This window comes from Pseudomonas abyssi, assembly GCF_003444685.1.
Classification (GTDB): domain Bacteria; phylum Pseudomonadota; class Gammaproteobacteria; order Pseudomonadales; family Pseudomonadaceae; genus Halopseudomonas; species Halopseudomonas abyssi.
In genome coordinates, this window is record NZ_LMAZ01000003.1 from 406,694 (window position 1) to 432,016 (window position 25,323).

At 63.4% G+C, this 25,323-nt stretch carries 18 protein-coding genes; 2 read left to right on the forward strand and 16 right to left on the reverse strand.

All coding sequences use genetic code 11. The annotated features are described in order from the left end of the window. Positions 1-23: 23 nt before the first annotated feature. From pelG to ASB58_RS12600, 9 genes are all read right to left on the reverse strand, one after another. Positions 24-1,394 carry an exopolysaccharide Pel transporter PelG gene (gene pelG / locus ASB58_RS12560; RefSeq protein ID WP_096003207.1) on the reverse strand — a complete coding sequence of 457 codons (1,371 nt, stop codon included), beginning with the start codon at positions 1,392-1,394 and terminating at the stop codon, positions 24-26. A gap of 6 nt (positions 1,395-1,400) precedes the next feature. Further along, a complete protein-coding gene (pelF, locus tag ASB58_RS12565; RefSeq protein WP_118131087.1) occupies positions 1,401-2,906 on the reverse strand; it encodes a GT4 family glycosyltransferase PelF in 1,506 nt (501 codons plus the stop codon). Then, positions 2,903-3,883, reverse strand: a complete 981-nt coding sequence (locus tag ASB58_RS12570; protein WP_118131088.1) for a tetratricopeptide repeat protein — start codon at positions 3,881-3,883, stop codon at positions 2,903-2,905. Before ASB58_RS12570 ends, pelF begins: the two co-directional genes overlap by 4 nt. Beyond that, positions 3,861-5,225, reverse strand: coding sequence for a PelD GGDEF domain-containing protein (locus ASB58_RS12575; protein ID WP_118131089.1), 1,365 nt, complete (start codon positions 5,223-5,225; stop codon positions 3,861-3,863). Before ASB58_RS12575 ends, ASB58_RS12570 begins: the two co-directional genes overlap by 23 nt. Continuing rightward, positions 5,225-5,743 carry a penicillin-binding protein activator LpoB gene (locus tag ASB58_RS12580; protein WP_096003211.1) on the reverse strand — a complete coding sequence of 173 codons (519 nt, stop codon included), beginning with the start codon at positions 5,741-5,743 and terminating at the stop codon, positions 5,225-5,227. Before ASB58_RS12580 ends, ASB58_RS12575 begins: the two co-directional genes overlap by 1 nt. A gap of 22 nt (positions 5,744-5,765) precedes the next feature. Continuing rightward, entirely contained in the window at positions 5,766-9,320 is a 3,555-nt protein-coding gene (locus ASB58_RS12585) for a tetratricopeptide repeat protein (protein WP_118131090.1), read from the reverse strand. After that, complete coding sequence (locus tag ASB58_RS12590) at positions 9,298-12,045, reverse strand: bifunctional glycoside hydrolase/polysaccharide deacetylase family protein (RefSeq protein ID WP_118131091.1); 2,748 nt, start codon at positions 12,043-12,045, stop codon at positions 9,298-9,300. The genes ASB58_RS12585 and ASB58_RS12590 overlap by 23 nt, the downstream gene beginning before the upstream one ends. 286 nt (positions 12,046-12,331) lie before the next feature. After that, on the reverse strand, positions 12,332-13,093 hold the full coding sequence (locus ASB58_RS12595) for an ABC transporter permease (protein WP_083726186.1): 762 nt from the start codon (positions 13,091-13,093) through the stop codon (positions 12,332-12,334). After that, on the reverse strand, positions 13,090-14,043 hold the full coding sequence (locus tag ASB58_RS12600) for an ABC transporter ATP-binding protein (protein ID WP_407920681.1): 954 nt from the start codon (positions 14,041-14,043) through the stop codon (positions 13,090-13,092). The genes ASB58_RS12595 and ASB58_RS12600 overlap by 4 nt, the downstream gene beginning before the upstream one ends. A gap of 153 nt (positions 14,044-14,196) precedes the next feature. Here ASB58_RS12600 and ASB58_RS12605 point away from each other — a divergent pair, with 153 nt between their 5' ends. Further along, on the forward strand, positions 14,197-14,796 hold the full coding sequence (locus tag ASB58_RS12605) for a glutathione S-transferase family protein (RefSeq protein WP_118131092.1): 600 nt from the start codon (positions 14,197-14,199) through the stop codon (positions 14,794-14,796). Between the two features lie 3 nt (positions 14,797-14,799). Here the strand turns inward: ASB58_RS12605 and ASB58_RS12610 are convergent, their stop codons facing one another. From ASB58_RS12610 to ASB58_RS12620, 3 genes are all read right to left on the reverse strand, one after another. Beyond that, on the reverse strand, positions 14,800-15,531 hold the full coding sequence (locus ASB58_RS12610) for a TerC family protein (RefSeq protein WP_096003216.1): 732 nt from the start codon (positions 15,529-15,531) through the stop codon (positions 14,800-14,802). A gap of 144 nt (positions 15,532-15,675) precedes the next feature. Continuing rightward, positions 15,676-16,611 carry a glutathione S-transferase family protein gene (locus tag ASB58_RS12615; protein WP_096003217.1) on the reverse strand — a complete coding sequence of 312 codons (936 nt, stop codon included), beginning with the start codon at positions 16,609-16,611 and terminating at the stop codon, positions 15,676-15,678. 54 nt (positions 16,612-16,665) lie between these two features. After that, a complete protein-coding gene (locus ASB58_RS12620; protein WP_118131093.1) occupies positions 16,666-16,977 on the reverse strand; it encodes a GIY-YIG nuclease family protein in 312 nt (103 codons plus the stop codon). A gap of 32 nt (positions 16,978-17,009) precedes the next feature. On the opposite strand from ASB58_RS12620, the gene ASB58_RS12625 reads away from it, so the two are divergent. Further along, on the forward strand, positions 17,010-17,492 hold the full coding sequence (locus ASB58_RS12625) for an asparaginase domain-containing protein (protein WP_118131094.1): 483 nt from the start codon (positions 17,010-17,012) through the stop codon (positions 17,490-17,492). Positions 17,493-17,673: 181 nt separating this feature from the next. Here the strand turns inward: ASB58_RS12625 and tldD are convergent, their stop codons facing one another. From tldD to rng, 4 genes are read right to left on the reverse strand one after another with little or no spacing between them, the layout of a single operon-like run. After that, entirely contained in the window at positions 17,674-19,116 is a 1,443-nt protein-coding gene (gene tldD / locus ASB58_RS12630; RefSeq protein WP_118131095.1) for a metalloprotease TldD, read from the reverse strand. Positions 19,117-19,121: 5 nt separating this feature from the next. After that, positions 19,122-19,970, reverse strand: a complete 849-nt coding sequence (locus ASB58_RS12635; RefSeq protein ID WP_096003221.1) for a carbon-nitrogen hydrolase family protein — start codon at positions 19,968-19,970, stop codon at positions 19,122-19,124. A 1-nt stretch (position 19,971) separates the two neighbouring features. Continuing rightward, entirely contained in the window at positions 19,972-23,838 is a 3,867-nt protein-coding gene (locus ASB58_RS12640) for a YhdP family protein (protein ID WP_118131096.1), read from the reverse strand. A 15-nt stretch (positions 23,839-23,853) separates the two neighbouring features. After that, complete coding sequence (rng, locus tag ASB58_RS12645; protein WP_096003223.1) at positions 23,854-25,311, reverse strand: ribonuclease G; 1,458 nt, start codon at positions 25,309-25,311, stop codon at positions 23,854-23,856. Positions 25,312-25,323 lie beyond the last annotated feature (12 nt).

The window sequence follows — 25,323 nt, forward strand, 5'->3', positions numbered from 1 at the left end:
GCCCAGAACGCGGGCCGCTAGCCTCAATGTTCCAGCATGAAGGTGCTGTATTCCAGCTTCTGCAGTGCACCGTTCAGGCGCACCAGACCGGCCAGTACACAGACAATCAACGATACGGTGAAACCGTAGCCGAAGAAGGTCGGCCCGAGATAGAGGGTTAGCAGGGTCAGCACTGTGTTCAGCAGCACAAACAGCAGGCACAGCTCCAGGGCAATGCGCCGCTTGTCCAGATAGAAGAACACGTTCAGCAGCGCCATGAACACCACCTGCACACTCACCCCGATCAGATCCACGTAGAACAGCGGCAGGTAGTGCTGAGAAATGCCCAGCCGGTCTAGCAGCATGGGCGCACCGAGAAACAGCAGCAGCACGGTCAGCCCCTGCACCTTGCAGATCTCCTGCAGTCCCTGACGAATCGACAGGGTCATCTCGTTCTTCAACTGACGGATGTGCTGCAGTGTCTCGCCCTCACGCACGGCGCGGAACAGGCGGTCATACCACTCGGCAAAGTCGGTTTCGATACGTACCAGAAACACCGCCATACCAGGGATGATCGACAGGTAGGCAAGAAAGATCGGCAGGTCGTAGATCAGCGAGGCGCGCAGCGGGCCAATAACCTGCTCAGAGGTACCCGGGTTAGCCCAGAACAGAAACTTGTCGATCCAGATACCCAGGTTGTAGAAAAAGCCGGTCAGCAGCAGGCTGACAAAGACCTTGCGGCGCTGGAAAAACTCAAAGGCCACCAGACGCTCGGACGGATACTGGCGCAGCACATCAAACAGGAAGATGAACAACAGCAGCGCGTGGCCAATCAACAGCGCCAGCAACAGCCCTTCCATGCCGACATTACGCAGAAAAAAAGCGCTGGCAATCATGCCCGCATAGCCCAGCAGCATGACCACCAGGATGCGGTTATAGGCCTTCATGCCGGAGAGGAAGACAATCACCAGCCAGAGGTTGCACAGGGTGACGAAGTTGGCCAGCATCAGCACGCGATAAACGAACGACTGGTCAAACAGAACAACCATCACCAGGGTGCCAAGCAAGCCGGCAAACAGCGTCACCATCAGCAGGATACCCAGCAGGTTGGGCGTGATGGCATCCATCCGCTGCTCAAACAGGCGGTCGGATACAAACCGGGTGAAGAACAGCTGCAACCCGCCGGTGACAATCAACGAGGTTGCCATCAGATAGGTGACGCTGACCAGAAACTGCCGCACCAGCAGATCCGGCACCACAAAGCCGATACTCATGACGCCGATCAGCATCACGCTGATGATCGACAGCACCCAGGGCCCGGAGCTGATCAGCCCGGCGTACAGGTAGGCGCGCAGCGTGGCGCTGTAGCTGTCCTTGGCGAGAATCCGCCGCAGTTCAAATCCGATACCGGCCATCTGCTCCTAACCCTCTCCGATCGCGTCGCGATACAGCCGCGAGTAACGCGCAAACATCAATTCATCACTGTAGCGCTGTTGCACCCGCTGCTCGCCGGCCCGTTGCGCTGCGTGCCAGCGCTCGGGGTCCTGCAGCAGACGCTGGATGGCCATGGCGGTCGCCTGCGGGTCGGCAATCGGCACCACTTCACCCGCCATGCCCAGCGCGCGGTCCTGCTCGCCAACCCCCTCGATCAGCTCGCGACAGGAGCCCACATCCGTACTGACTACCGGCGTGCCGGCGCACCAGGCCTCTAGAATGACCAGCGGCTGAGCCTCGCTGATTGAGGTCAACACCATCACACCCAGCTGCGGCATGATCTCGCGAATATTGCAAAAGCCCAGAAAGTGCACCTGGCCGGTCAAACCCAGGCTGCTGACCAGGCTGTGACACTCCTGTGCGTACCCCGGGTCTTCGTCTTCCGGACCGACAATCCAGGCTTCGAACTCGGGGATGTCGCTGACCACCGAGCGCACTGCGCGCAAGAAGGTTTTGACGTCCTTGATCGGCACCACACGGCCAATCAGGCCGGCAACCGGCGCGATGCCCTCGCCGCGCTGTGCCCGCACCCGTTGCCAGTCGCTCAGGGCAATACCGTTGGGAATGACCTGAGTCAGCGCCGCCTCCGCGCCATCGCGAATCTGACGGGCGCGATTGCCCTCGTACAGCGAGATGATCGGGTCGGCGTTCTGATAGGCCAACAGTCCGGCGCGCTCGAAGTAGCGAATCCACAGGGTACGGATATAACCACTGCTGGCCGCCAGGCCGCTGATTTCGGCTTCTTCGCTCTTGCCCGCGACCCAGGCTGCCTGGGCCAGGTCGATCTTGCGCTCTTTGGTGTAGATACCGTGCTCGGTCAGGATGAAGGGACACTGCCAGTAGCCCTTGAGTAGCGCCCCGAGCAACCCGGCGTAGCCAGTCGACACGGCGTGCACGGCACGCGCTCGCGGCAGGCTGGCCAGCAACTCGGTCAACATGATCAATGGCGCCTGCATGGTGCGCAGGGTCCAGAAATAATCAATGAACGAGGGGTCGCTGCAATGCTCCAGATAGCCCTGGCTCAGCACCTGCCAACTGGCTTCACTGCGCAGCAGCTGAGCACTGGTGATACGACCCGCGGCCAGTTGCTGCAGCAACTGTTGACCCTGCTCCGGTCTGGGCGCCTCCGGGTGCTGAAAATAGCGGTACAGGCTTTCCAGCGCGTCGCGGTCGCCGACCGGCGGCGTATCATCCGGCCGCGCCGGGTAACGCCAGGCATCGGAGACGAATACTTCCTGCAGGTGCACCACATTGGGCGGCACCTCGTAGTGACGCTTGGGATAGGCGCTGCGCTCGCCGCCGATAAACACCACGGAAAAGCGCACATCCGGCAGCCCAAGCAGCATCTGATGTACCCAGCTGGACACACCACCGCGTACGTACGGCCAGGTTCCTTCGAGCAGCAGACAGATGTCTGCCTGTGGTGCACTCATAACCAATACCCCACCGTCGCGGCCAAGGGCGGCTTGGCCTGCAACGCGGGAGGAATACGCTGCAGTTGCACGACCACCTCGCGATAGCGATGTTCAAGAAAGGCAACCTCTGCCAGCAGTGGCGCCAGCCGCGCCGGCCCGACGCCGAGATCAGCGGCCTGCTGCAGATAACGGCGTGCCTCCAGGCTCTGGCGGCGCGCGATCTGGACACGTCCTGCCAGCACGGCCAACTCCCCGCTGGGCTCTGCGTTCAGCGCAGCGTCAGCATGCTCCAGCGCCTGCTGCAGCACGTGGCGCAATACACCGCCCTGAGCCAGCCCCAGATAGGCCAGCTCCCAGTACCAACTTGCCAGGGCCGCGCGGGTACCCGACGACGGACTCTCGGCCTGCAGTTCCAGCAGGCGCTCGATCTGCTGGTTGATGTGGTTTTCACGCTGATCCAGCATCGAGTAGGCCAACAGGCGAACATCGTCCTCCGGATCACGCAGCGCCAGCTTGAGTACCGGTACCGCTTCGTTACCGGGCATGGTCCGAGTGGCCAGCAACGCTGCGAGGCGGCGCTCGGAGTCACCAGCCAGTTGCAGCACGTCCTGCAGACCACCATCGTTGAACAGGGGGGACTGCCATTGATCTACCGCGCGATAGGGCAAGCTCGGCATACGCGTCAACTGCCAGCCCTGCTCACGCTCGCGGCGCGGCAGATAGAGACCGGGGAACACTCCGGCAATGGTACCGACGGCGCCGACCACCGGGATAAAGAAGACCAGGCTGAACAGCAGCAGCGGCGACCAGGGCAAAGGAAAGCGGTAACGCCGGGGCAACACCAGCCAGAGCGCAGCCGCCAGCATCACCGAGGCAATGGCATGCGGAACGACATACAGATACAGCCCCTCGATCAGCGACGGGTTGCTCAGCAGTCCTCCCCAGCTCCCCAGCTCAAAGGCCAGGGCGCCGCTAAATAGCCACTTGCTGGTCATTCAGACCACACTCCTTGTAGAGGAAGTCGGCCAGCGCGCTGTCACTCTGCTGCTGGCGAATCTCGAAGTTGTGGACGACCACGCCCAGCTCGCTGAGAGTGGATGCGTTTTCAAAGCGCTCCTGCACCATGCGGTCGAGTCGCTGACGGTAACCGCGACTGCCATCCTGATCGGTCAGTGGCATCAGCACCAGCAGGCCTTCGCCGCCATTGGCGCGCGGCACCAACACCTGCAGATCCAGACCACGCTGGCTTTCCACCAGCAGCTTCTGCAGCTTTTCACTGTCTGCCGGCAACTCGACAAAGGCCAGGCTGCCCGGCAGATCATGTTCGGCAGCATCTCGCCGGGCGCGGCGCAGTTGCTGGGAGAACCGGCGCGCTTCGGCATCATCCGGGCGCAACAGCTGCCGTGGCGTCTGCAACAGGTCGGCCATATGGCCACCCAGCAGCGCCAGCAGCGTAAAGGTGCGTTCGTTGAAGGCAAAGAAAGGCATGCTGTGCACAGCCACCACGGCGAGTACCTGTCCATCCACCGAGAGCAGCGGTATACAGGCCTGCAGGGCCGACACCTGCTCCTCGCGGCCGGTCTCCAGATAGCTGTCGCGCACACTGACCACCTCGCCGCGCTGCAAGCACAGCGTCAGCAGCAGGTCGTCGGCAGGCACCTGGCCGGGCTCTCCCACCTCGGCCAGCGGCCGCTGCAACTGCACCTCACCGTCCTGCACGGCAAACAGGGCCGCAGCGTTGAACGAACCATACTGTCCCAGCACGCCCAGCAACGAGGGTGCCATTTGGGCCAGCAGGTCGCCTTCGGACTTGTCCTGCAATTGGCGGCGCAGCAACAACAGGGTACTGCGCAGGCTGGTATCGCTGCCGGCGACACGCTGCTCCAGACGTTCGTGGGAGCTGCGCAGCACATGATAGGCGCGGGTGAATTCGTCGAGACGGTACTGGCGATATTCGTTGGCCGTTTGCAGGCGCTCCAGACGGCGCCCCCAGAGGTCACGGAACTCGCCCACCACCATGCTGGAGACCAGCACCCCGACGATAAAGGAGCCGGGCAACTGCACGTAGCCGGGCGTGCCCAATCGGTGCAGCACAAGGGCAGCCAACACCAGCAGAGCCGCACTGCAAGCGCCCTGCAGGAAGCCATAGCGCACAGCCAGCAGCAAGGGCGCCAGAATCGGCCAGGGGAAGCCCTGCAGAAACAGCGGGTCCGCCGGGTGCAGCCAATAGCAAAGCCCCAGCACCAGCGCCGTCAGCAACGGCGTTTCCAGCCACGCCCAGCGGCGATTGCCGATGGCGATGAGGCTGTAGTCCTTGTGCACCGAGTTCTTGAACATTAGTCGATCCGCAGGTCACCGATCAGGGTATTGAGTACCTTCTGTGCCGAGCCGGCCAGGCTTTCACGCGACCAGCCGGCGCGGGCGCCGCTGTTGCTCCACAGCACCTGTCCGGTGCGCGCATCCAGCACGCGCAGGCTCAGGCCCACGGCGGGTTCACCGTCCAGACCATTCTTGTACTGCCACTCCTCGACGCTGCCGCTGACGAGGTAGTCAAAGCTCTGGCCCTGGGCCCACTGCAGGGCCTGCTCGTAGCGCTTGCGATCATCCAGCACCAGCAGATCCTGGTCCTCTACGTGGGGATAAACCCGCGGCTGGATGCCCTCTTCCGAGAGCACGCTGAGCAGGATCTGCTCGCTGCGCTCGCCAGCCTGCGGCGTCTGTGAATAGTTGACCATCGGCAGCAGGCCCCAGCTGGCGGACGCCGGAAAGCTCGGGCCGTTGTTGCCGGAGAAGGTGCTGCAGGCGGAGACGGCCAGCAAGGTCGCCGCCAGTGTCATACCCTTGAGAATGCGCATGTTGTGCTCCTTTGTTGTGCCTTCAGCGACCGAAGCGGCTGCTGTAGGAAATCGTTGCGGTACCGCCCGCCTCGCCGTCACCGCCGACCGGCTCCGACTGGTAGCCCGCGGTAAACGCCAGTTCATCATCACCAAACACCTCAATACCAATACCGGCATTGATGGCAAAATTCATGCTCTGGTCTTCCCAGTCCCAACCGGTCGAGGTATCCAGCAACCAGGTGTACTGGCCCCGGTTGCGGTTGATCAGTCCCGGCATGCCACGACGCAGCTGACTGCCGATATAGATCCGCCCGACGCGCTCAGGCAGCAGTTGATCGACCGTGACATCGTTCTGCCGCACCGCGCCGCCGTTGGCCACCAGCAGAGAATCCAGCGGCTCGCCGCTGAGGCTGTTGCGCTGATACTCGATGCCGCTGCGCAGAATCCAGGTGGGTCCCTCAAAGAACTGGATCTGGCTGAACTCCAGGTTCAGCTGCTGCCCGGAGCCGATATCAACACCCGAGCGGGTCTCGAACTCACGCTGGGCGACCTGCCAGCTCAACTGGTCACGCGCGCTGAAGGCGTGGCTGGCACGCAGCCAGAGTGCGCTTTCCTGTCCGAGCGCGCGCATCAGACCCGTCTCGCGGCTTTCGCGCTGCCAGTCGGCGCCCACTTCCACCTCGTTGCCGCCTTCACTCCAGCGCCTGGCGATGCCGGCGCCGGTGCGGTTGTCATCCCGTCGGTCACTGTGGTCCAGCGTCACCGACAGGTCGCCGTTGCCCAGCTGGCGCTCGGCGCGCAGCAGCAGGTTCTGCTCGGAGCCGAGCACGCTGCTGTCGAGCAGCGAGGAGTCATAGGTCACCCTGCCGCCATCGGCACGCAGGTACCAGTTCTCGCCAATAAAGCGCGCGATGCTGAGCTGCGGGCCACGGGTCTTCAGGCCGCCAAAGTCTTCCTGCCCCCAGCTGACACGCACGCCCTGCGGGTAGCGCTCAAGAAAGGCAACCGACTGTCGCCACAACTGGCGGCGCACAGCCAGCGGCTGCTCATCGCCGAGCGAGGACAGCGCCTGGGCCATGGCCTGATTGTCGTCACCCAGACGCTCCTGCGCGGCAACCCGGTGGGCGTCATCAACCTGCGGGTTGACCAGCAGCGCGGCCAGCGCCTCGCGATTGTTGGTGCGCAGCGCTTCCTGAATGCGCTGATAGCCCTCTTCACGCAGCCCGCGTGCACGGCCCCAGGCCAGCCAGGCGTCCTTTTGCGCTTCCTGATTGATGCTGTCCAGCCGTGCCAGCTGCGCGGCATACCACAGCTGCAGCATGCCGACCGAGCCATCGTGCCAACGCTGCAGCCCGGCCAGCGCCTGGCGGGGTGAGCCACCGGCGGTCATCAGACGCGTCCAGATCTGGCGTTCGGTAAAGGGCGCCCGTTCGGTCTCGGCAAAGCGCAGGCGGTTGAGCAGGCGCGAACGCAGCTGCAGCGCGGCCGCCTCTCTGCCGCTCGCCTCAAGTGCGTCGGCGTAGGCCGCCAGCGCCAGCGTGTCCTCGGGTTGTTCGCGCAGGTGGCGATTGAACCATTGCAGCGCCTGGGTATTGCGCGAGAGCAGTTGATTGGCCGCGCCCATGGGCAGCCACATGACCGGCAACGATTGCGCTTCGCCCTCCCACTGACGCAGGGCACGGGCCAGCTTGGTCCGGTCAGCACTGTCGACAAACAGCCAGAGGATCCGTGCGCGCAGCAGGCTGTTGCGCGGCTGGCGCGACAGCCCCTGCAGGTACAACCGCTCTGCTTCGGCAAACTGCCCGGCGCGCTCGGCCAGCAAACCGCGCGCCAACAGCACCGGCATCAGATTGGCGCTTGCCGGCTGCTGCATCGCTTCGGCCACCAGCGTTTCCATCAACTCCCAGTCCTGCTGTTCTTCGGCCAGTTGCAGGGCATCGGTCAGGTAGCGGGTATCGCCCGTGCGCCGCCAGTTTGCTACCTGAATCCGCAGCGCCAGCGCCGGATCGCGTTGCCGGTACATATCAACCAGCTGCGCCTGCTCGCTTTGCAGCAGCACGGCGCCCTGCGCCAGCAGCGCCTCGTAGCTGGCCAGTACCGCGTCGTCGCGCTCCAGCTCCCAGGCCAGCGCAGCGCGCAGGCGCCAGTAATCCGGGCTGAGCTGATCGAGCGGTGCCACGTCCAGCACCTGCCAGGCCTGCTCAGGCTGATACAGATTCCAGAGCACCTCGGCCCAACTCATGCGTTCAGTGATCGTCAGCTGGTGACGCCCGGCAAATTGCGGCCAGGTATCGGCTTCGCGTTGCAGCAGCTCGCGGTTATGCAGGTTCTGCACCAGACGGGTCCAGGCCAGACGCTGGCTGGAAGCGCGCTGCAGATAGCCGCGCAGCCAGTTCTCCGCCATGGCCGGCGTGCCGCGCTGCTCATGGGCATAGACCAGTGCGTCAAGCTCCTCATCGCTGAGGCGGCGGGAGGCTGCCGTGGCGCCGAGCAGCTGTATGCCGCGGTTGTAATCAAACAGCTGGAACGCCAGACGCCACGCTTTGTCGCGCGCTTCGGCATCCGCCGCCATATCCAGATAGGCCACCCAGTAGTCCAGCGCCGCTTCGGGCTGACCGCGCCACTGACCCAGCTGAGCCATTTGCCGCAGCAGCTCGGCGCTGGGCGGTGACTGCGCCAACAGATCTTTGCCCACCTCCCAGGCCGTAGCCGTGTCGCCTGCCGCCAGCGCCATGTCGAATCGTGCTTGCAGGGCAGCCACGCTATCGGGCTCAGCCCGACGCCAGTGCTCTGCCAGGCGCGTTGCCAGGTCATAGCGCATCGCGCCCTGCGCTGTCTGTACGCTGCGCAGCCACCAGTCGTCGCCCAAGGTGCTCAAGCTGCCGCTGTCGAGCAGTTGCACCGCATAGACACTGGCTGCCTGAGCCTGATCGGCAGCCAGCAGACCGTTATAGGCCAGCAATGCAAATTGGCGCCGCCCCTCAACAGTGCGTGCTTGCTCGGCCAGTTGCTGGTAGATGATGGCGGCATCGGCGGGCTGCTCCGCAGCCAGATACCAACGTGCGGCGGCCAACTGGTGCGCTTGCTGATCAGGCCCTTCGACCTGCGCCATCGCCAGGTGCAGATCTGCGGCGCGTCCCGGCAGACCAAGCGCCAGCGCCAGGTCTGCCAGCTGGATTTGCTGCGCAGGAGTCAGCCCGGCCAGATCAAACTCGGCCAGCCGCTGACGTGCACTCAGAATCGCCTGCTCGTCACGGCGCACAGTGGCCATGCGGCCATCGAGCACCAGGTTGTAGAAGCGCCGAGCCTGCTCATCACCGCCCTGCCAGTCACCCAGATGCTTCAGCGCACGCGAGAACTCGCCGCGCGAGATCAGCATCTCAACCAATTCCGAGCGCAGCTCGATATTGTCAGGCTCAGCCGCCAATAGCAGTTCGGCATAGCCCACCGACACCGCGTCGGTCTCGCCCTGGGGCATAAAGGCGTCCTTGTTCTGATACGTCAGCACCAGAACCACCAGCACCAGCAAAATAGCCAGCCCCATGGCCCATGGCCGGAACAGCGGGGTCGACTCAGCGGCAGGCGAGTACTGCATCGCTCACCTCCTGACGCTCAAGGTTGAACTCCAGCAGGTCGCCACGGCGCTGCCCCTCATAACGACGCCCGGCAGCAGACAAGCTGCAATTGCCGGCATAGCGCACGGCAAAGCGCAGGGCGAACTGGCCGGCCATGGATAACCGCACCTCACGCTCGCCACGATATTCCCACGCCTGCAACGGCACATTGGCGTACTCCAGCGCCGGCGCTGTGTCGCGCGTCGCCTGCAACGCCAGCACCGCGCGGTCGCTGCTCAGATGCACATAGCGCCCCTGCGGCAGATCACGAACGCCGGCCACACCCTCGGAATTGAGCAAGTCCGGCCAGCCGAGCTGTGGGTCCAGACGCACGGTGCGTAGCCCTTGCAGGGAGCGCAACTGCCAGCGGCCGTCGGTGCGGCGCGCCATGCTCCCTTCATAGAGGCCGCGCACACGACGCAGATAGTCCCCCATCCAGAGCGAAATGGGCTGCTGGCGTTGCATCGCGGTGTACACGTCGTCCATCGCCTTGATCGACGCCTGCTTGGTGCCGGAATAGAAGTGGTAGTACAGATTCAGACCGCGCAGACGCCGGGGCGAGTCGGTCAGTTCAAAGGTATCGAGCACCCGCTCGAACCCGTAGAAGGGGCCGGTCCAGAGGTTGGTATACAGGTTTTCGTTGATGATCGGCGCGTAGATCTGCAGACCGCCCGAGGTCGGTCGCAGCAAGGGGTAGAGTCCGGTCAACGAGGGGTTGGCACGGGTGATAAAGGTCTCAGCACCGTTGACGTTAGCCATGCCCGCCGCGTACGCCATGCCAATCGCCTCTGCACTGGGCAAGGCCTCTCCCGACCAGAAGATCAAGCGTACCTGCTTACCCGCCGGCAGCAGCTCACGCTGGATGTAGTCACGCGAGCCGACTATTTCCCGCTCAAGGTTCATGATCGGGTAATTGGGGATCGCCATGTTCATCCCGTACTCGGCAGTGAAGCCTTCGCGTTGGCTGGCTTTTTCCGGCTCCCAGAAGAACGGATGGCTGAAGGTATGGGTTGCCGGCTCGACCTTGGGGTCGGCAAAGATGCGCCGGGCAATCGGCTCCAGGCGCTTGGTGAGATAGGGGTACATGCCTTGGGGCCCCACCTCGCCTTCGACCACCGAGACCGAGGTCAGAAAGTCATGGGCGCGGATAAAGTCCTGCAGCACCACCTCACCGGAATAGGGTGTGCCCGGTATCTCGGCGCGGGAGGCAAAGCCATCACCGTCGATATGCACCGTGGCGATGCGGCGGCCGTTTTCAGTGGTGACGTCCAGGGCCGGCAGCGGTGGCAGTTGCAGGCTGGCCTGCAAGAAGCGGAACGGGTCCAGCATCCAGCGACGTCCAGAGGCCGACTCCTGAAACAGGTAGGGTGCCAGCGCATAGCCGCCCCAGTCTGCCGTGGCCACCGGTGTCAGCAGATTGCTCTGCTCGTCCTGCACCTGCAGCGCCGGCTTCAGCAGCCTGTCGTCGGCAGACAGGGCAAGCAGATCACGCGCGCGCAGTCGCAGCGGTGCTTCAAAACTGCCAACCAGCGCGGCATCCACCTGTTTGAGGCTGACCTCGCGCGGCTCGTAAGCCAGGCGACGCAGTCCCAGACGGGCAAGCAGGCGCGCGTCGTCTACCGGCATGCCGCCAAAGAACGCGATGCGCGTCCCCTCATTCAGCCGCGCCTGTAGAAAACGCCGGAACTGACCGGCCTGCGCTGGTGCACCGCTGGTCATCCACACCACGACGCCCGCGTAGAGCTCGTCAAAACGACGCTCGGGCAAGTGGCCGTCAACGGCAAAATAGTCGACACGATAGCCCAGGTATTCAAGCAAGCCGCCCAGCAGTACATGACCGGGCGAGCGGGTTAACTCACCTTCACGGGGGTCATACAGCAGAGCAATACGGCGCGGCACCACTTCCAGCGTGCCGACACCCAGAGAGTCCAGCTCCGGCGTTGTGATGACCGGCAGATAGCCCTGCTGCTGTAGCCGCTGACTCAGCTCGCGGGCCTGCGCACGCTGCTCCGGCGGCAGGTATTCGATCGCCACGACCGGCGTCCCGGCATCGAGCAGCGGCTTGAGCTGGCCATCAAGCCAGGCGCGATCACTTTCCGAAACCCGACCGTATCGGCCCTGGGCCTGATCCCAGCTGGCTTCAAGCGACTCCACCGCAACCGCAGCCGGCGCAAAGCCCAGTTCCGGCAGTGCCTCAAAACCACGATTGAAGAACAGCTGAAGGTCCGGATACTCCGCGTGCAAGCGCTGCAGCAGCGCAACCAGCCCCTGCAGCTGCGCCGGGCGCCGCTCCTCCGGCAGGCGCATGAAGCTGTCCAGGGTGTCCAGAAACAGGCCGCGATACCCCTGACTGCGCAGGCGCGCGGCCCGCTCAAGCAGGTGCTGCTGCCAATCCGGACTGGCCAGGTCTGCTATATCGCTCTGCCACTCGTGATTACGCTCGCCGCTCGACAGGCGCGCCGCATCCGCCGAGGCTTCATCCTCAGGAGACAGCTCACCAACAGACAGATAGGCAAAGGGGACGGCGCCCTGGGCGTGGAGAAAGGCAACCTGATCGGGCTGGACATGCCCAGGTTCCAGCACAACCCAATCGTATTGGGCCAGCTCGGGCAACGGCGGTTCGGCGGCATACCAGAAAGCCACCGACCCGGGCCCGGTTGAGGCCTGTGCTGATGCCATGCAAAGCAGCCCAGAGAGGGTGAGCATCAGCGAACAGCACACCGTTCGGAGACGCAAAATTCCACGCGACAACAGCACCAAATTGTCTCCTAACCTGACGTCACTGTGTGAGTTTGGGAGTCAGCCTGGCGACGACAAAGAACGCATCCGTGGCAGGCGTCGCACAGCAAATCCAAATGATATCAAAGCGACACCATAACAAAACGATGGCACATTCTCAATGCGCAACACTAGAAAGTCAATAAAATGGCTTGATAAGGCACTCATATGCCCCCTCTGGCAAGGGGGCGCGCGCCGGGAGGGGACAGATCTGTCAGGGTTTGATGCGGTAGCCGGTGCGGAATATCCAGCTGATGACCAGCAGGCACAGCGTCAGGAACACCAGGGTCATGCCAACACTCACGCCAATGTGCACATCCGCCGCGCCATAGAAGCTCCAGCGAAAGCCGCTGATCAGATACACCACCGGATTGAACAGCGTAACGGTCTGCCAAAACGGCGGCAGCATGGTGATGGAGTAAAAGCTGCCGCCCAGAAAGGCCAGCGGGGTGACGATCATCAGCGGAATGATCTGCAGCTTCTCGAAGCCGTCCGCCCAGACCCCGATAATAAAGCCGAACAGACTGAAGGTGATGGCGGTCAGCAGCAGAAAACCCAACATCCAGACCGGGTGCTGAATCTCATAGTCGACAAAGATCCGCGCCGTCAGCAATACCAGCAGGCCGAGCAACACCGACTTGGTGGCAGCCGCCCCCACGTAGCCGACCACAATCTCGAACGGCGACACCGGCGCAGACAGAATTTCGTAAATGGTGCCGGTGAAACGCGGCATGTAGATACCGAAGGAAGCATTGGAAATACTTTCGTTCAGCAGCATCAGCATGATCAGCCCGGGGATGATAAATGCCCCGTAGCTGACGCCGTCTACCTCGGTCATGCGGGTGCCGATGGCCGCGCCGAAGACGATGAAATACAGCGACGTGGAGATCACTGGCGAGGCGATGCTCTGCAGCCGGGTGCGCAGCATGCGCGCCATTTCGGCCAGGTAGATTGCCTTGACTCCTTGCAGGTTCATGCAGCACCTCCCAGTGTCGACGCCTGTTGCGGTTGTTCGCGACTGTGCACCAGCCCGACAAAGATGTCCTCCAGCGAGCTCTGACTTGAACGCAGGTCCCGCACCTCAATTCCCAACTGATCCACACTACGCAACAGCTCGGCGATACCGCTCTGCTCGGCTTTGGCATCGAAGGTGTACACCAGCGCGTAGCCCTGCTCCTCCAGCGTCAGCGGATACTCCGCCAGCGCCGCCGGGATGGCCGGCAATGGCTGCTGCAACTGCAGCGTCAGCTGCCGGGTACCGAGCTGCTGCATCAGGCTGTGCTTGTCTTCGGTGAGGATCAGCTCGCCCTGACGGATCACGCCAATACGATCCGCCATTTCTTCGGCTTCCTCGATATAGTGCGTGGTCAGAATGATGGTGACCCCGCGCTGCTGCAGGCGGCGCACCATATTCCACATATCCCGGCGCAGCGCCACATCGACCCCGGCGGTGGGCTCGTCGAGAAACAACACCTCCGGTTCGTGCGCCAGGGCCTTGGCAATCAGCACTCGACGCTTCATGCCGCCGGACAGATCCATGATCCGCTCATTGCGCTTGTCCCACAGCGACAGCTCACGCAGGATCTGCTCCAGCAGCGCATCATTGCGCGGCTTGCCAAACAAACCGCGACTGAGACGCACGGTAGCCCAGACGCTGTCGAACATGTTGTTGGTCAGCTCCTGCGGCACCAGGCCAATGCGCTGACGGGCCTGACGATAGTCGCGGCGGTTATCGAACCCGTCGACCAGCACTTGCCCGCCGGTCGGGTTCACCAGCCCGCAGACGATGCTGATCAGCGTGGTCTTGCCAGCACCGTTGGGCCCAAGGAGCGCGAAGATTTCACCACGTCGAATCTGCAGGCTAACCCCCTTGAGCGCCTGAAAACCACTGGCGTAGGTTTTGGTCAGGTTGTCCACCGCAATAATGCTGTCCACGCCGTCTCTACCCCTGTCTGCTCGATCACCCGTTGTGCAGCGGTACAACTGACCGCGCCTGAGTTGCAATAGCGACCCTACACCAGATTGACGACGAGGCGAAGCCGGACGACAGTTAGTCACTCCCCCTTGCGAGCACACCCCATGAAAATCTACGGTGATCACCGCTCCGGCAATTGCTACAAGCTGGAGCTGCTGTGCGCCCTGCTTGACCTGGACTATGAATGGCAAACTGTGGACATCATGCGCGGCGACACTCGCACGCCCGACTTCCTGGCCCGCAACCCCAACGCCAAGGTGCCGCTGCTGGAACTGGACGACGGCCGCTGCCTGGCCGAGTCCAATGCCATCTTGCTGTTCCTCGCCGAGGGCAGCCGCCTCGTTCCGACGGAGCCATTCAGCCGCGCCCGGATGCTTCAGTGGCTGTTCTTTGAGCAGTACAGCCACGAACCCTATATCGCCGTGGCGCGTTTTATCGCGCTTTACCTTGGCCTGCCAGAGGAGCGCCGAGCCGACTACCTGAGCAAACAGGCAGGTGGCTACAAGGCGCTGGACGTGATGGAAACACAGCTGCAAAACAGCCCCTATCTGGTTGCAGACGAGCCCAGCCTGGCCGATATCGCACTCTACGCCTACACCCACGTTGCCGCCGACGGCGGCTTTGAGCTGACAGGCTACCCTGCCATCACCGCCTGGCTGCGGCGCATCGAAAGCCTGCCTGGCTACCAGCCCATGAAGGCCTGAACCTCAGCCGTCCTGCTGCGTCCGGTTGCGGCGCACCCGGATATTGAGCAGCTCGACCACTACCGAGAAGGCCATCGCAAAGTAGATATAGCCCTTGGGCACATGCACATCCAGCCCCTCGGCCATCAGCGTCAGGCCGATCATCATCAGGAACGACAGCGCCAGCATCTTGATGCTGGGGTGGCGGTCAACAAAGTCGCCGATGGACTTGGCGGCGAACAGCATCACCGCGACCGCGCCGAGGATAGCAATCACCATCACCGACAGGTGGTCCACCAGCCCGACGGCAGTAATCACCGAATCGAGGGAAAATACGATATCCAGCAGAGCGATCTGCACCACGATACCGACCATGCCATTGCGCGCAGCCGCCGCCATTGAGGCCTCGGCCTCCGCCGGCGCCTCCAGACTCAGATGAATCTCGTGGGTCGCCTTGCCCAGCAGGAACAAGCCGCCGAGAATCAGCACCAGATCGCGTCCGGAAATATCCTGTCCCAGCACACTGAACCAGGGCTCGACCAGCCCGATAATCCAGGCCAGCGAAAACAGCAGAGCCAGCCGCGTCAGCATGGCAAAGCCGATACCCAGCCGGCGCGCCAGTTCACGCTGCTGCGGCGGCAGGCGGCCAACCAGAATAGAAATGAAGATGATGTTATCGATGCCGAGCACAATTTCGAGCGCCAGCAAGGTCGCCAACGCCACCCAGGCTTCGGGCAGGAAGATCCAGTCAAACATGGCAGGGGGTCCTGAGGGAGAAACGGTCGAGCTGACCGCTTGCGCAGATTAACGCAGCGCCATCAGGCTGGCGAGAGGGACGCAATCCAATAGAGTGTTGCAAGACGCGTCAGTGGCCAACGCCGGCCACTGACGCGGCTAGACTCATGCCGCGCGAATACGGAAGCCGAAGCGCGGGAAGTGCACGTGTACCAGGCCGGCGCGCTCATCTTCACGGGCGATAATGATTTCCTCGGCGCCCTCGTACAGCAGAGTGCCCGCCACCTCATCGGTGCCGTAGTCGACCGCATTGACGATCACCGCCTGACCTGCGGCCAAGCCCGTCGGGCTGCTGATGGCATCGGTCGGCAGCGCCGCCGGTGTGGCCTCGCGGGCAATCCGAATCGCTTCGTCGGCGCTGAGCTCGGCATGCGAGCCGTGACCGATGTCGCGCACGCGCTGCATCCAGGCACGTACCGCCGGATAGGGCTCAAGGGCATCGGCTACCGCGCGGTTGGAAGCAACGAACCAGAGCGCGTGATAGTGGGAAAAGTCGGCGATGCTTGGCTGGCTGCCCAGCAGGAAGTCGCCATCGCGCTCCAGTTGGGTTTCCAGACGTGACAGCAGCGCCGGCCACTGGCCCAACGCCACCTCGGTATCCAGACGGCTGGCCGTCCCACCACTGAACAACTTCTGACGATCGGCCACAAAGCCCTTGATTACCTGCTCGGGCATGCCGGCAAAGCGCTCGGCCAGACCCTTGGGCTGGAAGTTGATCGCCACGGCGTGCTGGAACAGCACCTGGTCGGCGAACTGCGCCAGGCTGGCAGCGGCCGCCTCCTGGCCCTCGGGAAACAGCGCCGGCGCTGCCTTTTCCTGCTCCAGACGGCGCGCGATGAGCGCGGTGTCGCAGTAAATGTCAGCCCCCACCTGCAGCACCGGTGTACGCCGGTAGCCCCCGGTCAGCGCCGTCAGATCGGGCTTGGGCATCACCGGCGGAATCATCACCGAATGCCAGGACAGGCCCTTGAAGCCCAGCAGCAAGCGAGCTTTTTCGGCAAAGGGGGATTGCGGGTAGTGATGCAGAATCAGGTCGGTCATGACAGCTCTCCGGCGAAATGAACCGCCACTGTAGACCGCCCATACGGAGGCTGGCTAGCCCTTCGGGCGGACTGATAAGTCACCATCGGGCTGATTTATCAGGCACTCCTTGGCTTTGCGCGTCAGCGCCTTGATCGCCTTCTCCTGTCGCAAGGCATCGCCATGACCGGCGCAGCTACGACGCCACACCAGCGCCGCCGCCGGACTGCGATTGAAGAAGCGCGCGCCCTTGCCGCTCTGATGCTGAAGAAAGCGCCGCTCAGGGTCCACACTGATGCCGGTATACAGGTGGCCATTCTCGGCACGCACCATGTAAACCCACCAGATACGCTCAACCGCAGACAAGGTAGACTCTTCAACAGACATACGCAGACAGACTCAGCGCAAAGGGATACCGGATGTTCATTCAGATTTTCAGCACGGGCGGCACTATCGACAAGATCTATTTCGACGCGCTCAGCGAGTTCCAGATCGGCGACCCCATGGCCGCGGATATCCTGCAGCAAGCGCGTGTCGGCTTTGAGTACCAAATCGAGTCACTGACACGCAAGGACAGTCTTGAACTGACCGACGCCGACCGCGATCTGATTCACGCCAGCGTCGCAGCCTGCCCCTATGAGCACATTCTGATTACCCACGGAACCGATACCATGACGGTCACCGGCGCGGCGCTGGCGGATATCGAGGACAAGGTTATCGTACTCACCGGCGCAATGCAGCCGGCACGCTTTCGCGATACCGACGCCAGCTTCAACCTGGGCCTCGCCATCGGCGCCCTCAACTGCCTGCCCCACGGCGTCTACGTCGCCATGAGCGGCAAGGTGTTCCCGGTTGACCAGGTGCGCAAGAATCGGCTGGCTGGGCGGTTTGAAGCGCAGTAGCAGCGGCAAGCCACAAGCCACAAGCCACAAGCCACAAGCCACATCAGATTGTGCTTTGGTTCGGCTTGTGCGCTTGTACCAACGTCCTTTACTGCTATCCAGGGCCTTGGGCTTACCGTCAACATCCGCCCTGCTCGGCCTTTTTGCTTGCAGCTTGAAGCTTGCGGCTGCGGGACCGGCGTCAGCCGGTGCCGCCGACTGTAATCTGATCGATCTTCAGTGTCGGCTGACCAACGCCGACCGGCACCGACTGCCCATCCTTGCCGCACACGCCCACACCGGTATCGAGCTTCAGGTCGTGGCCGACCATGGAGACGCGGTTCATCACCTCGGGGCCGTTGCCGATCAGGGTGGCGCCCTTGACCGGGGCGGTGATCTTGCCGTCTTCGATCAGGTAGGCCTCACTGGTGGAGAAGACAAACTTGCCGCTGGTGATGTCGACCTGACCACCGCCCAGGTTGGCGCAGTAAATGCCCTTTTTCACCGAGCGGATAATCTCTTCCGGATCGCTCTCGCCCGCCAGCATATAGGTATTGGTCATGCGCGGCATCGGCAGATGAGCATAGGATTCGCGGCGACCATTGCCGGTCGCGGGCACGCCCATCAGGCGCGCATTCAGCTTGTCCTGCATATAGCCTTTGAGTACGCCGTTTTCGATCAACGTGGTGCAGTTGGAGGGCACGCCCTCGTCATCGATACTGAGCGAGCCCCGGCGACCTGGCAGGGTGCCGTCATCGACGATGGTGCATAGGCTGGAGGCGACCTTCTCGCCCACTCGGCCACTGTAGGCCGAGCTGCCCTTGCGATTGAAGTCACCCTCAAGACCATGACCGACTGCTTCGTGCAGCAACACCCCAGACCAGCCCGGGCCCATGACAACCGGCATGCTGCCGGCCGGCGCGGCGATCGCCTCGAGATTGACCAACGCCTGGCGCACGGCCTCACGCGCGTATCCCAGCGCCCGCTCCTCTGCCTCGAAATACAGGTAGTCGGTGCGCCCACCGCCGCCACTGCTGCCGCGTTCGCGACGCCCGTTCTGCTCTATGATCACGCTGACGTTCATGCGCACCAGCGGGCGAATATCACCGGCCCAAGTGCCGTCACTGGCAGCAACCATCACGGTATCGTGGACCCCGGCCAGGCTGACCGTAACCTGGCTGATACGCGGGTCGAGGCTGCGGGTAAAGGCATCGATACGCTGCAAAAAGGCCACCTTGTCACCCTGCGGCAGCACATCCAGCGGGTTGTCCACGGCATACAGCGCAGCAGCCTGCGGACGTTGCCAGGCCTGCACGCTGCCGGCCTGGCCGGCCCGGGCGATGGAGCGCGCCGCGCCAGCCGCTTGGCTCAATGCCCCCAGACGAAGGTCATTGCTGTAGGCAAAGCCGGTCTTTTCTCCGGACAGGGCACGCACGCCAACGCCCTGGTCGACATGAAAGCTGCCGTCCTTGACGATACCGTCCTCCAGCACCCAGGACTCGCTGATCTGGTGCTGAAAATACAGGTCGGCGGCGTCTACCCCCGGCGCCTGTACCAGTGAGCCCAGTACGCCGGCTACGGCATCTGCGCTCAACTCGGCGGGCTGCAGCAGCGCCTGCTCGGCGCGGGCGACGATATCACTCATGTTCACTAAACTCCTTTGCCCGGCGGCAATGGCTCGGCCGGCAGGGCGAAACGACGATGTCGGGTTATCGGCATGCGCTCACGCACACTTTGCAACTGATCAGGCACCAGCGTACCGGTCACTACGCCCTCACCCGCAGCCAGACACTGCTGAACGGCGCCCCAGGGATCAATCAGGCAACTATGACCATAGGTCTGTCGTCCATTGGGATGCTCGCCCACCTGGTTGGCCGCCAGCACCCAACACTGGGTTTCAATGGCCCGCGAGCGCAACAGCACCTCCCAGTGCGCGGCACCGGTCACGGCGGTAAAGGCGGCTGGCACCACAATCAGTTCGGCGCCCTGGGCGCGCAACGCCTGGTAGAGCTCGGGAAAGCGCACATCGTAACAGATACTCAGACCCAGCCGCCCGACCGGGCTGTCGATGCACACCACCTGATCGCCAAAGTCGTAGTCCCGGGACTCGCGATAGCTGCCGTGACTATCGGCAACATCGACATCAAACAGGTGTAGCTTGTCGTAGCGTGCCACCTCCTGACCACGCTCATCGACTACCAGCTGACAGGCCATTGGCTTGCCGCCAGCCTGGGCCGGCAGCGGCAAGCTGCCGCCGACCAGCCAGACACCATGCTGGCGCGCCTGCGCGGCGAGAAAACGGCGAATCGGGCGCGCCTCGCCCCACTCGGCCTCGGCAATGGCCGCCAGCGACGAGGTGCCCATGGCGGCGAAGCATTCGGGCAGCAGCACCAGTTCAGCGCCCTGCCCGGCGGCTTCGGCGATCAGCCGTGCGGCCACCTGCAGGTTTGCCGCCGGCTCCGGGCCGCTGGTCATCTGTACCGCAGCCACCGTTGCCATCTCATTCCTCCTCGAGCGCCGCCTTGTCGTCAAAGGCGCGGTCAAATTCAACATTGGGCTTTTGCCAGTCGCCGCTAATCCGGTATTTCACCGACGCAAAGCGCGCGACCTTGTCGCCCAGAATCTTGTCAGCCAGAAACAGCACCCCGCCAATCTGCGGCGCGCCGGCAATAATCGCGGCCAGCGGCAGATTGTTGGTCACCGGCAGTGTTACCAGCAGCCCCATGTCCGCCTGGTTGCTGCGCAGATTCAGCTTGCCTTCAAGCTGCAGTTTTACGCCGGGGCCCTCCAGCACAACCGGCTGTTCGCTGTGCAGCACGCCATTTTCCACATACAGGCCGGCGTCCAGGCTGTCGTAAGCGGTCCCCTTGCTGAACAGATCGGAAAAGTCGAGCCGCAGGCGCCGGGTCAGCGCGTTGAAGTTGAGCAGGCCGAACACGCGCAGCGCCTCGGCGCTGCCTTCGCCACTCTGCAGCATGCCATCGCGGGCCTCAATACCCAGCGTACCGGAGGAGGTGCGCAAGGCAAACGCGGCGGGAGAGCCGGGCCAGTTCAACGCAGCGTTGGTGACAAAGCTGTCGCTGGTGATGGTCGGTGCGTAACGCCAGTTCTTCAGCACCTCGCCAATGTCGTCAGCCTCCAGGCTGCCTTCGAAGACCGTGTGCGCCGGCGCCTCCCGCCAATCCATACTGCCCTTGATGCGCAAACCGCGCAGGTCGACATCCAGCTCCGGCAGATGGGCGCCGGTGGCGTCAGGACGCAGGGCAAACCGGGCGGCACCGATCGGGTCAGCGCCCCACGACAGCCGGTCGATATTCACATCCAGAGACGGCAGCGTGGAGGGTTTGATTCCCGCCAGGCGGTCCACCGGCTCGGCATCCGTTTCCCCTGGCTGCGGCAATGGCGGCGCGTCAGCACTCTCGGCACGCGGCAGACGCAGGCGACTGAGGTCCACCCGAATGGGCTCGCCATCGGCATCGGGCACCAGCACCTGCCCCGCCACATCGCTCTGCTCCACATCGATCTGCCAGCCAGCATTGCCGTGACCGACGCGGGCCTGCAGATTGTCCAGCTCCAGACCCATACCGACGAACCGGTCTGCCCGCACCTGCAACTGCCCCAGCGAACCGGAAAGCTGCCGCGGCCTGGCCGCACCGGAGGACTGCAAACCTGAAAGCCATTGTCGCCATTGGTCCCAGTCCAGCACCGGCAGACTGGCCTGCAGGTTGATGCCTGGCGCCTGCGGCAGGCTGGGCGCGCCGCTGGCGTAACGCACGTCTCCGGCCAGCTCACCGCCGCGATAGCGCAGCACCGCCTGCAGGCCGTCGTCGCTTTGAATCTGCCAACGCTGCTGGCCGTTCGCCAACGTCAGGTCGGCCTGCAATGGGCGCGGCGTCTTTGCATCCTTGGCAAAGGGCTCGGGCAACGACAACACCAGCCCCTTCAGGTCACTGCGCAGGCGGATCTGCTGACGACCGGCCTGCAGATCAACCCGAGCCTGCCAACCCAGCTCACCACTAAGCAGCGAGGCCGGAACCGCCTCCAGCAGGGCCCAGCGTCGCAGTTGCTCGACACGGTGACGACCGTGCAACTGCAGGCGCTGCCCACGCTCACCCAAGGGCGTCAGCTGTCCCTCAACGGACGCGCCAAGAAAACGGGCAGACAGCGTGTCAGCACTCAGCCCTTCGCCACGAGCAAAGCGAAACTGCCCGTCAATCGCCTCCAGCGGGGCCTGCAATACGGGGATGTTCACTTGCGCGTCAGCCAGTTGCCACTCAACCAGCGCCTGCGTCTGCGCCGCCTGCTCGCCGCTGCGGCGCAGCGGAATGGACAGCTGCAGTTCACCGCTGACCGCCCCCTCCCCACTCCAGCCGGCCAGCGGGTTGCCGGTCAGCTCGGCCAGGGGGCTGTCCTGCATCAGCTTGAGCGCATCGCTGACCGAACCCTCGAAAGCGGACTCGACCTGCAGCTGCAAGGGCCCGGTGGTATTCATCAGCTGACCATGAACGCGCGCACCATGGGCCTGAGCGCCCAACAATCGGGCATTGCTGGCCCGTATATCCAACGCCCCGCCACGCAGCAGCAAGTCTGCATCCAGCTCGGTCAGGGGCGGCCAGCCGCTCTGGAATACTAGCTCGCCACTGCGCAGCTGCGCATACAGGGCGATCTCGCGCTCCTCGGCACTCGCCCCCTTGAGCAGCGAGCCGTGGTACTCAAAGATCGCCAGCGGCACCTGGCCTTGCACACCGCTGGCAGCCATCCAGGTCGCCAGTGCCGGGCTGAACCCTTGCGAGCGCACCGGCAGATAGGCGCGGTGCACCGGCGCCTGACTGTTGCGCAGCGCAACCTGCAGGTCCATCGTCGGGGTTTGCCCGGTGGGCGGCAAATGCAGCGACAGCGTCGCGCTGGCATCGCCATCCTCGCCACTGACCGCGATGCCCGGCGAGTCCAGCTGCAGCCCCTGCTCCTTGGACCAACGCCAGTTCAGCAGGCCCTGAGCACGCTGATACTGCCAGGGCTCGGGGAACAGGTTGGGCAATTGCATGCTCCACTGCTGCGCATCCACGCGCAGCTCGCCCTGCTGCGGGCTACCCTGCACCGTGCCGCTGACACCACTGAAGGACGGCGCGTTATGAAAGGCCGCCATACCGACCTCTTCCAACCGGCCGCTGAAATCCAGCGAGGTCAGATCACCGGCTGGGTCAATGCCGTTCACACGGACCTGACGCAGGGTGCCCTCGGGCGCCAGCTCACCGACCAGCTCTGCCACCGGCTGGTCCGGCGCCAGCCGTGTCAGCCAGGTGCTCAGCTTGGCCAAACGCAGGCGATCAAGGGCAACAGACCAATGCCCGTCAGCGATATCGCGCTCCAGTTGCAACCGGGTGGTGGGCCAGACTTCCTCGCCCAGGTGCAGACTCAGGTCCTGCACCTGAAGTTGCTGGGTCTGTCTGTCATCGACATATTCAAAACGGCTGAAAAGGTCATGCAGCACCGGCTCGCGCTCACCGTTCTGCAGGCGAATCTGCGGGGCGATCAGGGTGCCTTGCAGGCGCTGCAAGCGTTGCTCCTGCCAGCTGCCCCAGAAGCGACCGCCAGCAGTCAGCTCGCGCAGGTGGGTGCGCTCCAGCCAGTCGTGGGGCAACCAGCGACTCCAGTCGCTGGCCGGCAGTTCGAGAAAGAAACCAAGCGACGCCTCGGACAATTGCTCGCCAGGCAGCAGCGCGCTGACCTGCCAGCGTAGACGTTCGCCATCGGGCAGGCTCAGGTGCCCGTCCAGCCGATGCCAGCCGTCGCCATTGAGCAGCGTGAGGTCTCCGTGCTCGAACTGCCAGCGCGGCTCTTCAAAGGGACTGACCTCAATGCGCGTATCGAGCAAGGTGATGCGCCGTTGCTGCTTGAGCGTACCGATAGCCTGCTCCAGTGCGCCCAGACGTCGGGTGCGCTCGCCCAGGCCCTGCATATGCCACTGGCCCTGCTCGTCCTCACTGAGCGACAGCGCCAGGCCGCGAATCTGCAGCGCATCCATCACCGGGCGCCGTAGCCAGAGGCTGCGCCAGACGTTCAGCCGCGCCGTCACATCGTCCAGATCAAACAGCACCTCGCTGTCAGGTTGCTGGCTCTCATGCACGCGCAGCCCACGCAGCGTCAGCACCGGTTGAGCGCCCTGCATCTGCCCCTGCAACGAGCGCAGCTCGATATGCCGGCCAGTCAACTGCTCAACCTGGGTAACCAGCTCCTGCTGATAATTGGCAACCGTCGGCACCAGCAGCCGGCCGAGGCTGACATAAGCCGCCGCCAGCAGCAGCCAGCCAACCAGCAGCAGGATCAGCCCGTTCAGGCCTTGTATCAGCCAGCGTTGCCCGCGCATTGCCTCAGCCCGCCATCACATCAGTACCACATCGTACTGTTCCTGGGTGTACATGGTTTCCACCTGGAACTTGATCGGACGCTCGATAAACAGCTCCAGATCCGCGACGTTGCCGGACTCTTCGTCCAGCAGGCGATCAATCACCGCCTGCGACGCCAGCACGGTGTAGGAGCCGGCCTGATAGGCGCGCGCCTCGCGCAGGATCTCGCGGAAAATTTCGTAGCACACGGTCTCCGGCGTTTTCTGAATGCCACGGCCCTGGCAACTCGGACAAGGCTCGCACAGCACCTGCTCGAGGCTTTCGCGGGTGCGCTTGCGGGTCATCTGCACCAGACCCAGCTCGGTGATACCGATGATATTGGTCTTGGCGTGATCGCGCTCCAGCTGTTTTTCCAGCGTGCGCTGCACCTGGCGCTGATGCTCCTCATCTTCCATGTCGATAAAATCGATGATGATGATGCCGCCCAGGTTGCGCAGACGCAGCTGACGGGCAATCGCAGTGGCCGCCTCCAGGTTGGTCTTGAAGATGGTTTCTTCGAGGTTGCGGTGGCCGACAAAAGCGCCGGTGTTGACGTCGATGGTCGTCATCGCCTCGGTCTGGTCGATCACCAAGTGGCCACCGGACTTGAGCATCACGCGCCGGTCCATGGCCTTCTGAATCTCGTCCTCGACGCTGTAAAGATCGAAAATCGGCCGTTCGCCCGGATAATGCTCCAGCAACTCCTCAACGCCCGGCATCAGCTCGTGCACAAACTGCTCGACCTTCTGGAAGGTCTCACGCGAATCGATCCGCACCTTCTCCAGCCTGGGGTTGGCCAGATCACGCAGGGTGCGCAGGGCCAGCGGCAGGTCTTCGTAGATTACCGAGGGGGCTGGCGCCGTGCCCATCTGCTGGGCGATCTGCTGCCACAGGCGGCGAACGTAGCGAATGTCGACCAGAATGTCCTCCGGCCGGGCGCCTTCGGCGGCAGTGCGCAGGATGTAACCGCCGGCTTCGTCGATGTCCTCACTTTCCTGGCAGTCGGCGACGACCTGCTTCAGCCGCTCGCGCTCGGCTTCGTCTTCAATTTTCAGCGAGATGCCCACATGCGGCGTGCGCGGCATATACACCAGATAACGTGATGGGACCGAGAGGTGAGTGGTCAGGCGCGCGCCCTTGGTGCCAATCGGGTCTTTGGTGACCTGCACCACCAGCGCCTTGCCCTCGTGCACCAGCGCACTGATCGGCTCTACCGCCTGCCCCTCGCGCTGGGAGATTTCGGAGGCGTGAATAAAGGCCGCACGTTCCAGCCCGATATCGACAAAGGCCGCCTGCATGCCCGGCAGCACACGCACTACCTTGCCCTTGTAGATATTGCCGACGATGCCACGGCGCTGGGTGCGCTCGATGTGCACTTCCTGCAGCACACCGTTCTCGACCAGCGCAACACGGGTTTCCATCGGCGTGATATTGATGAGAATTTCTTCGCTCATGGGCTCTCTCGC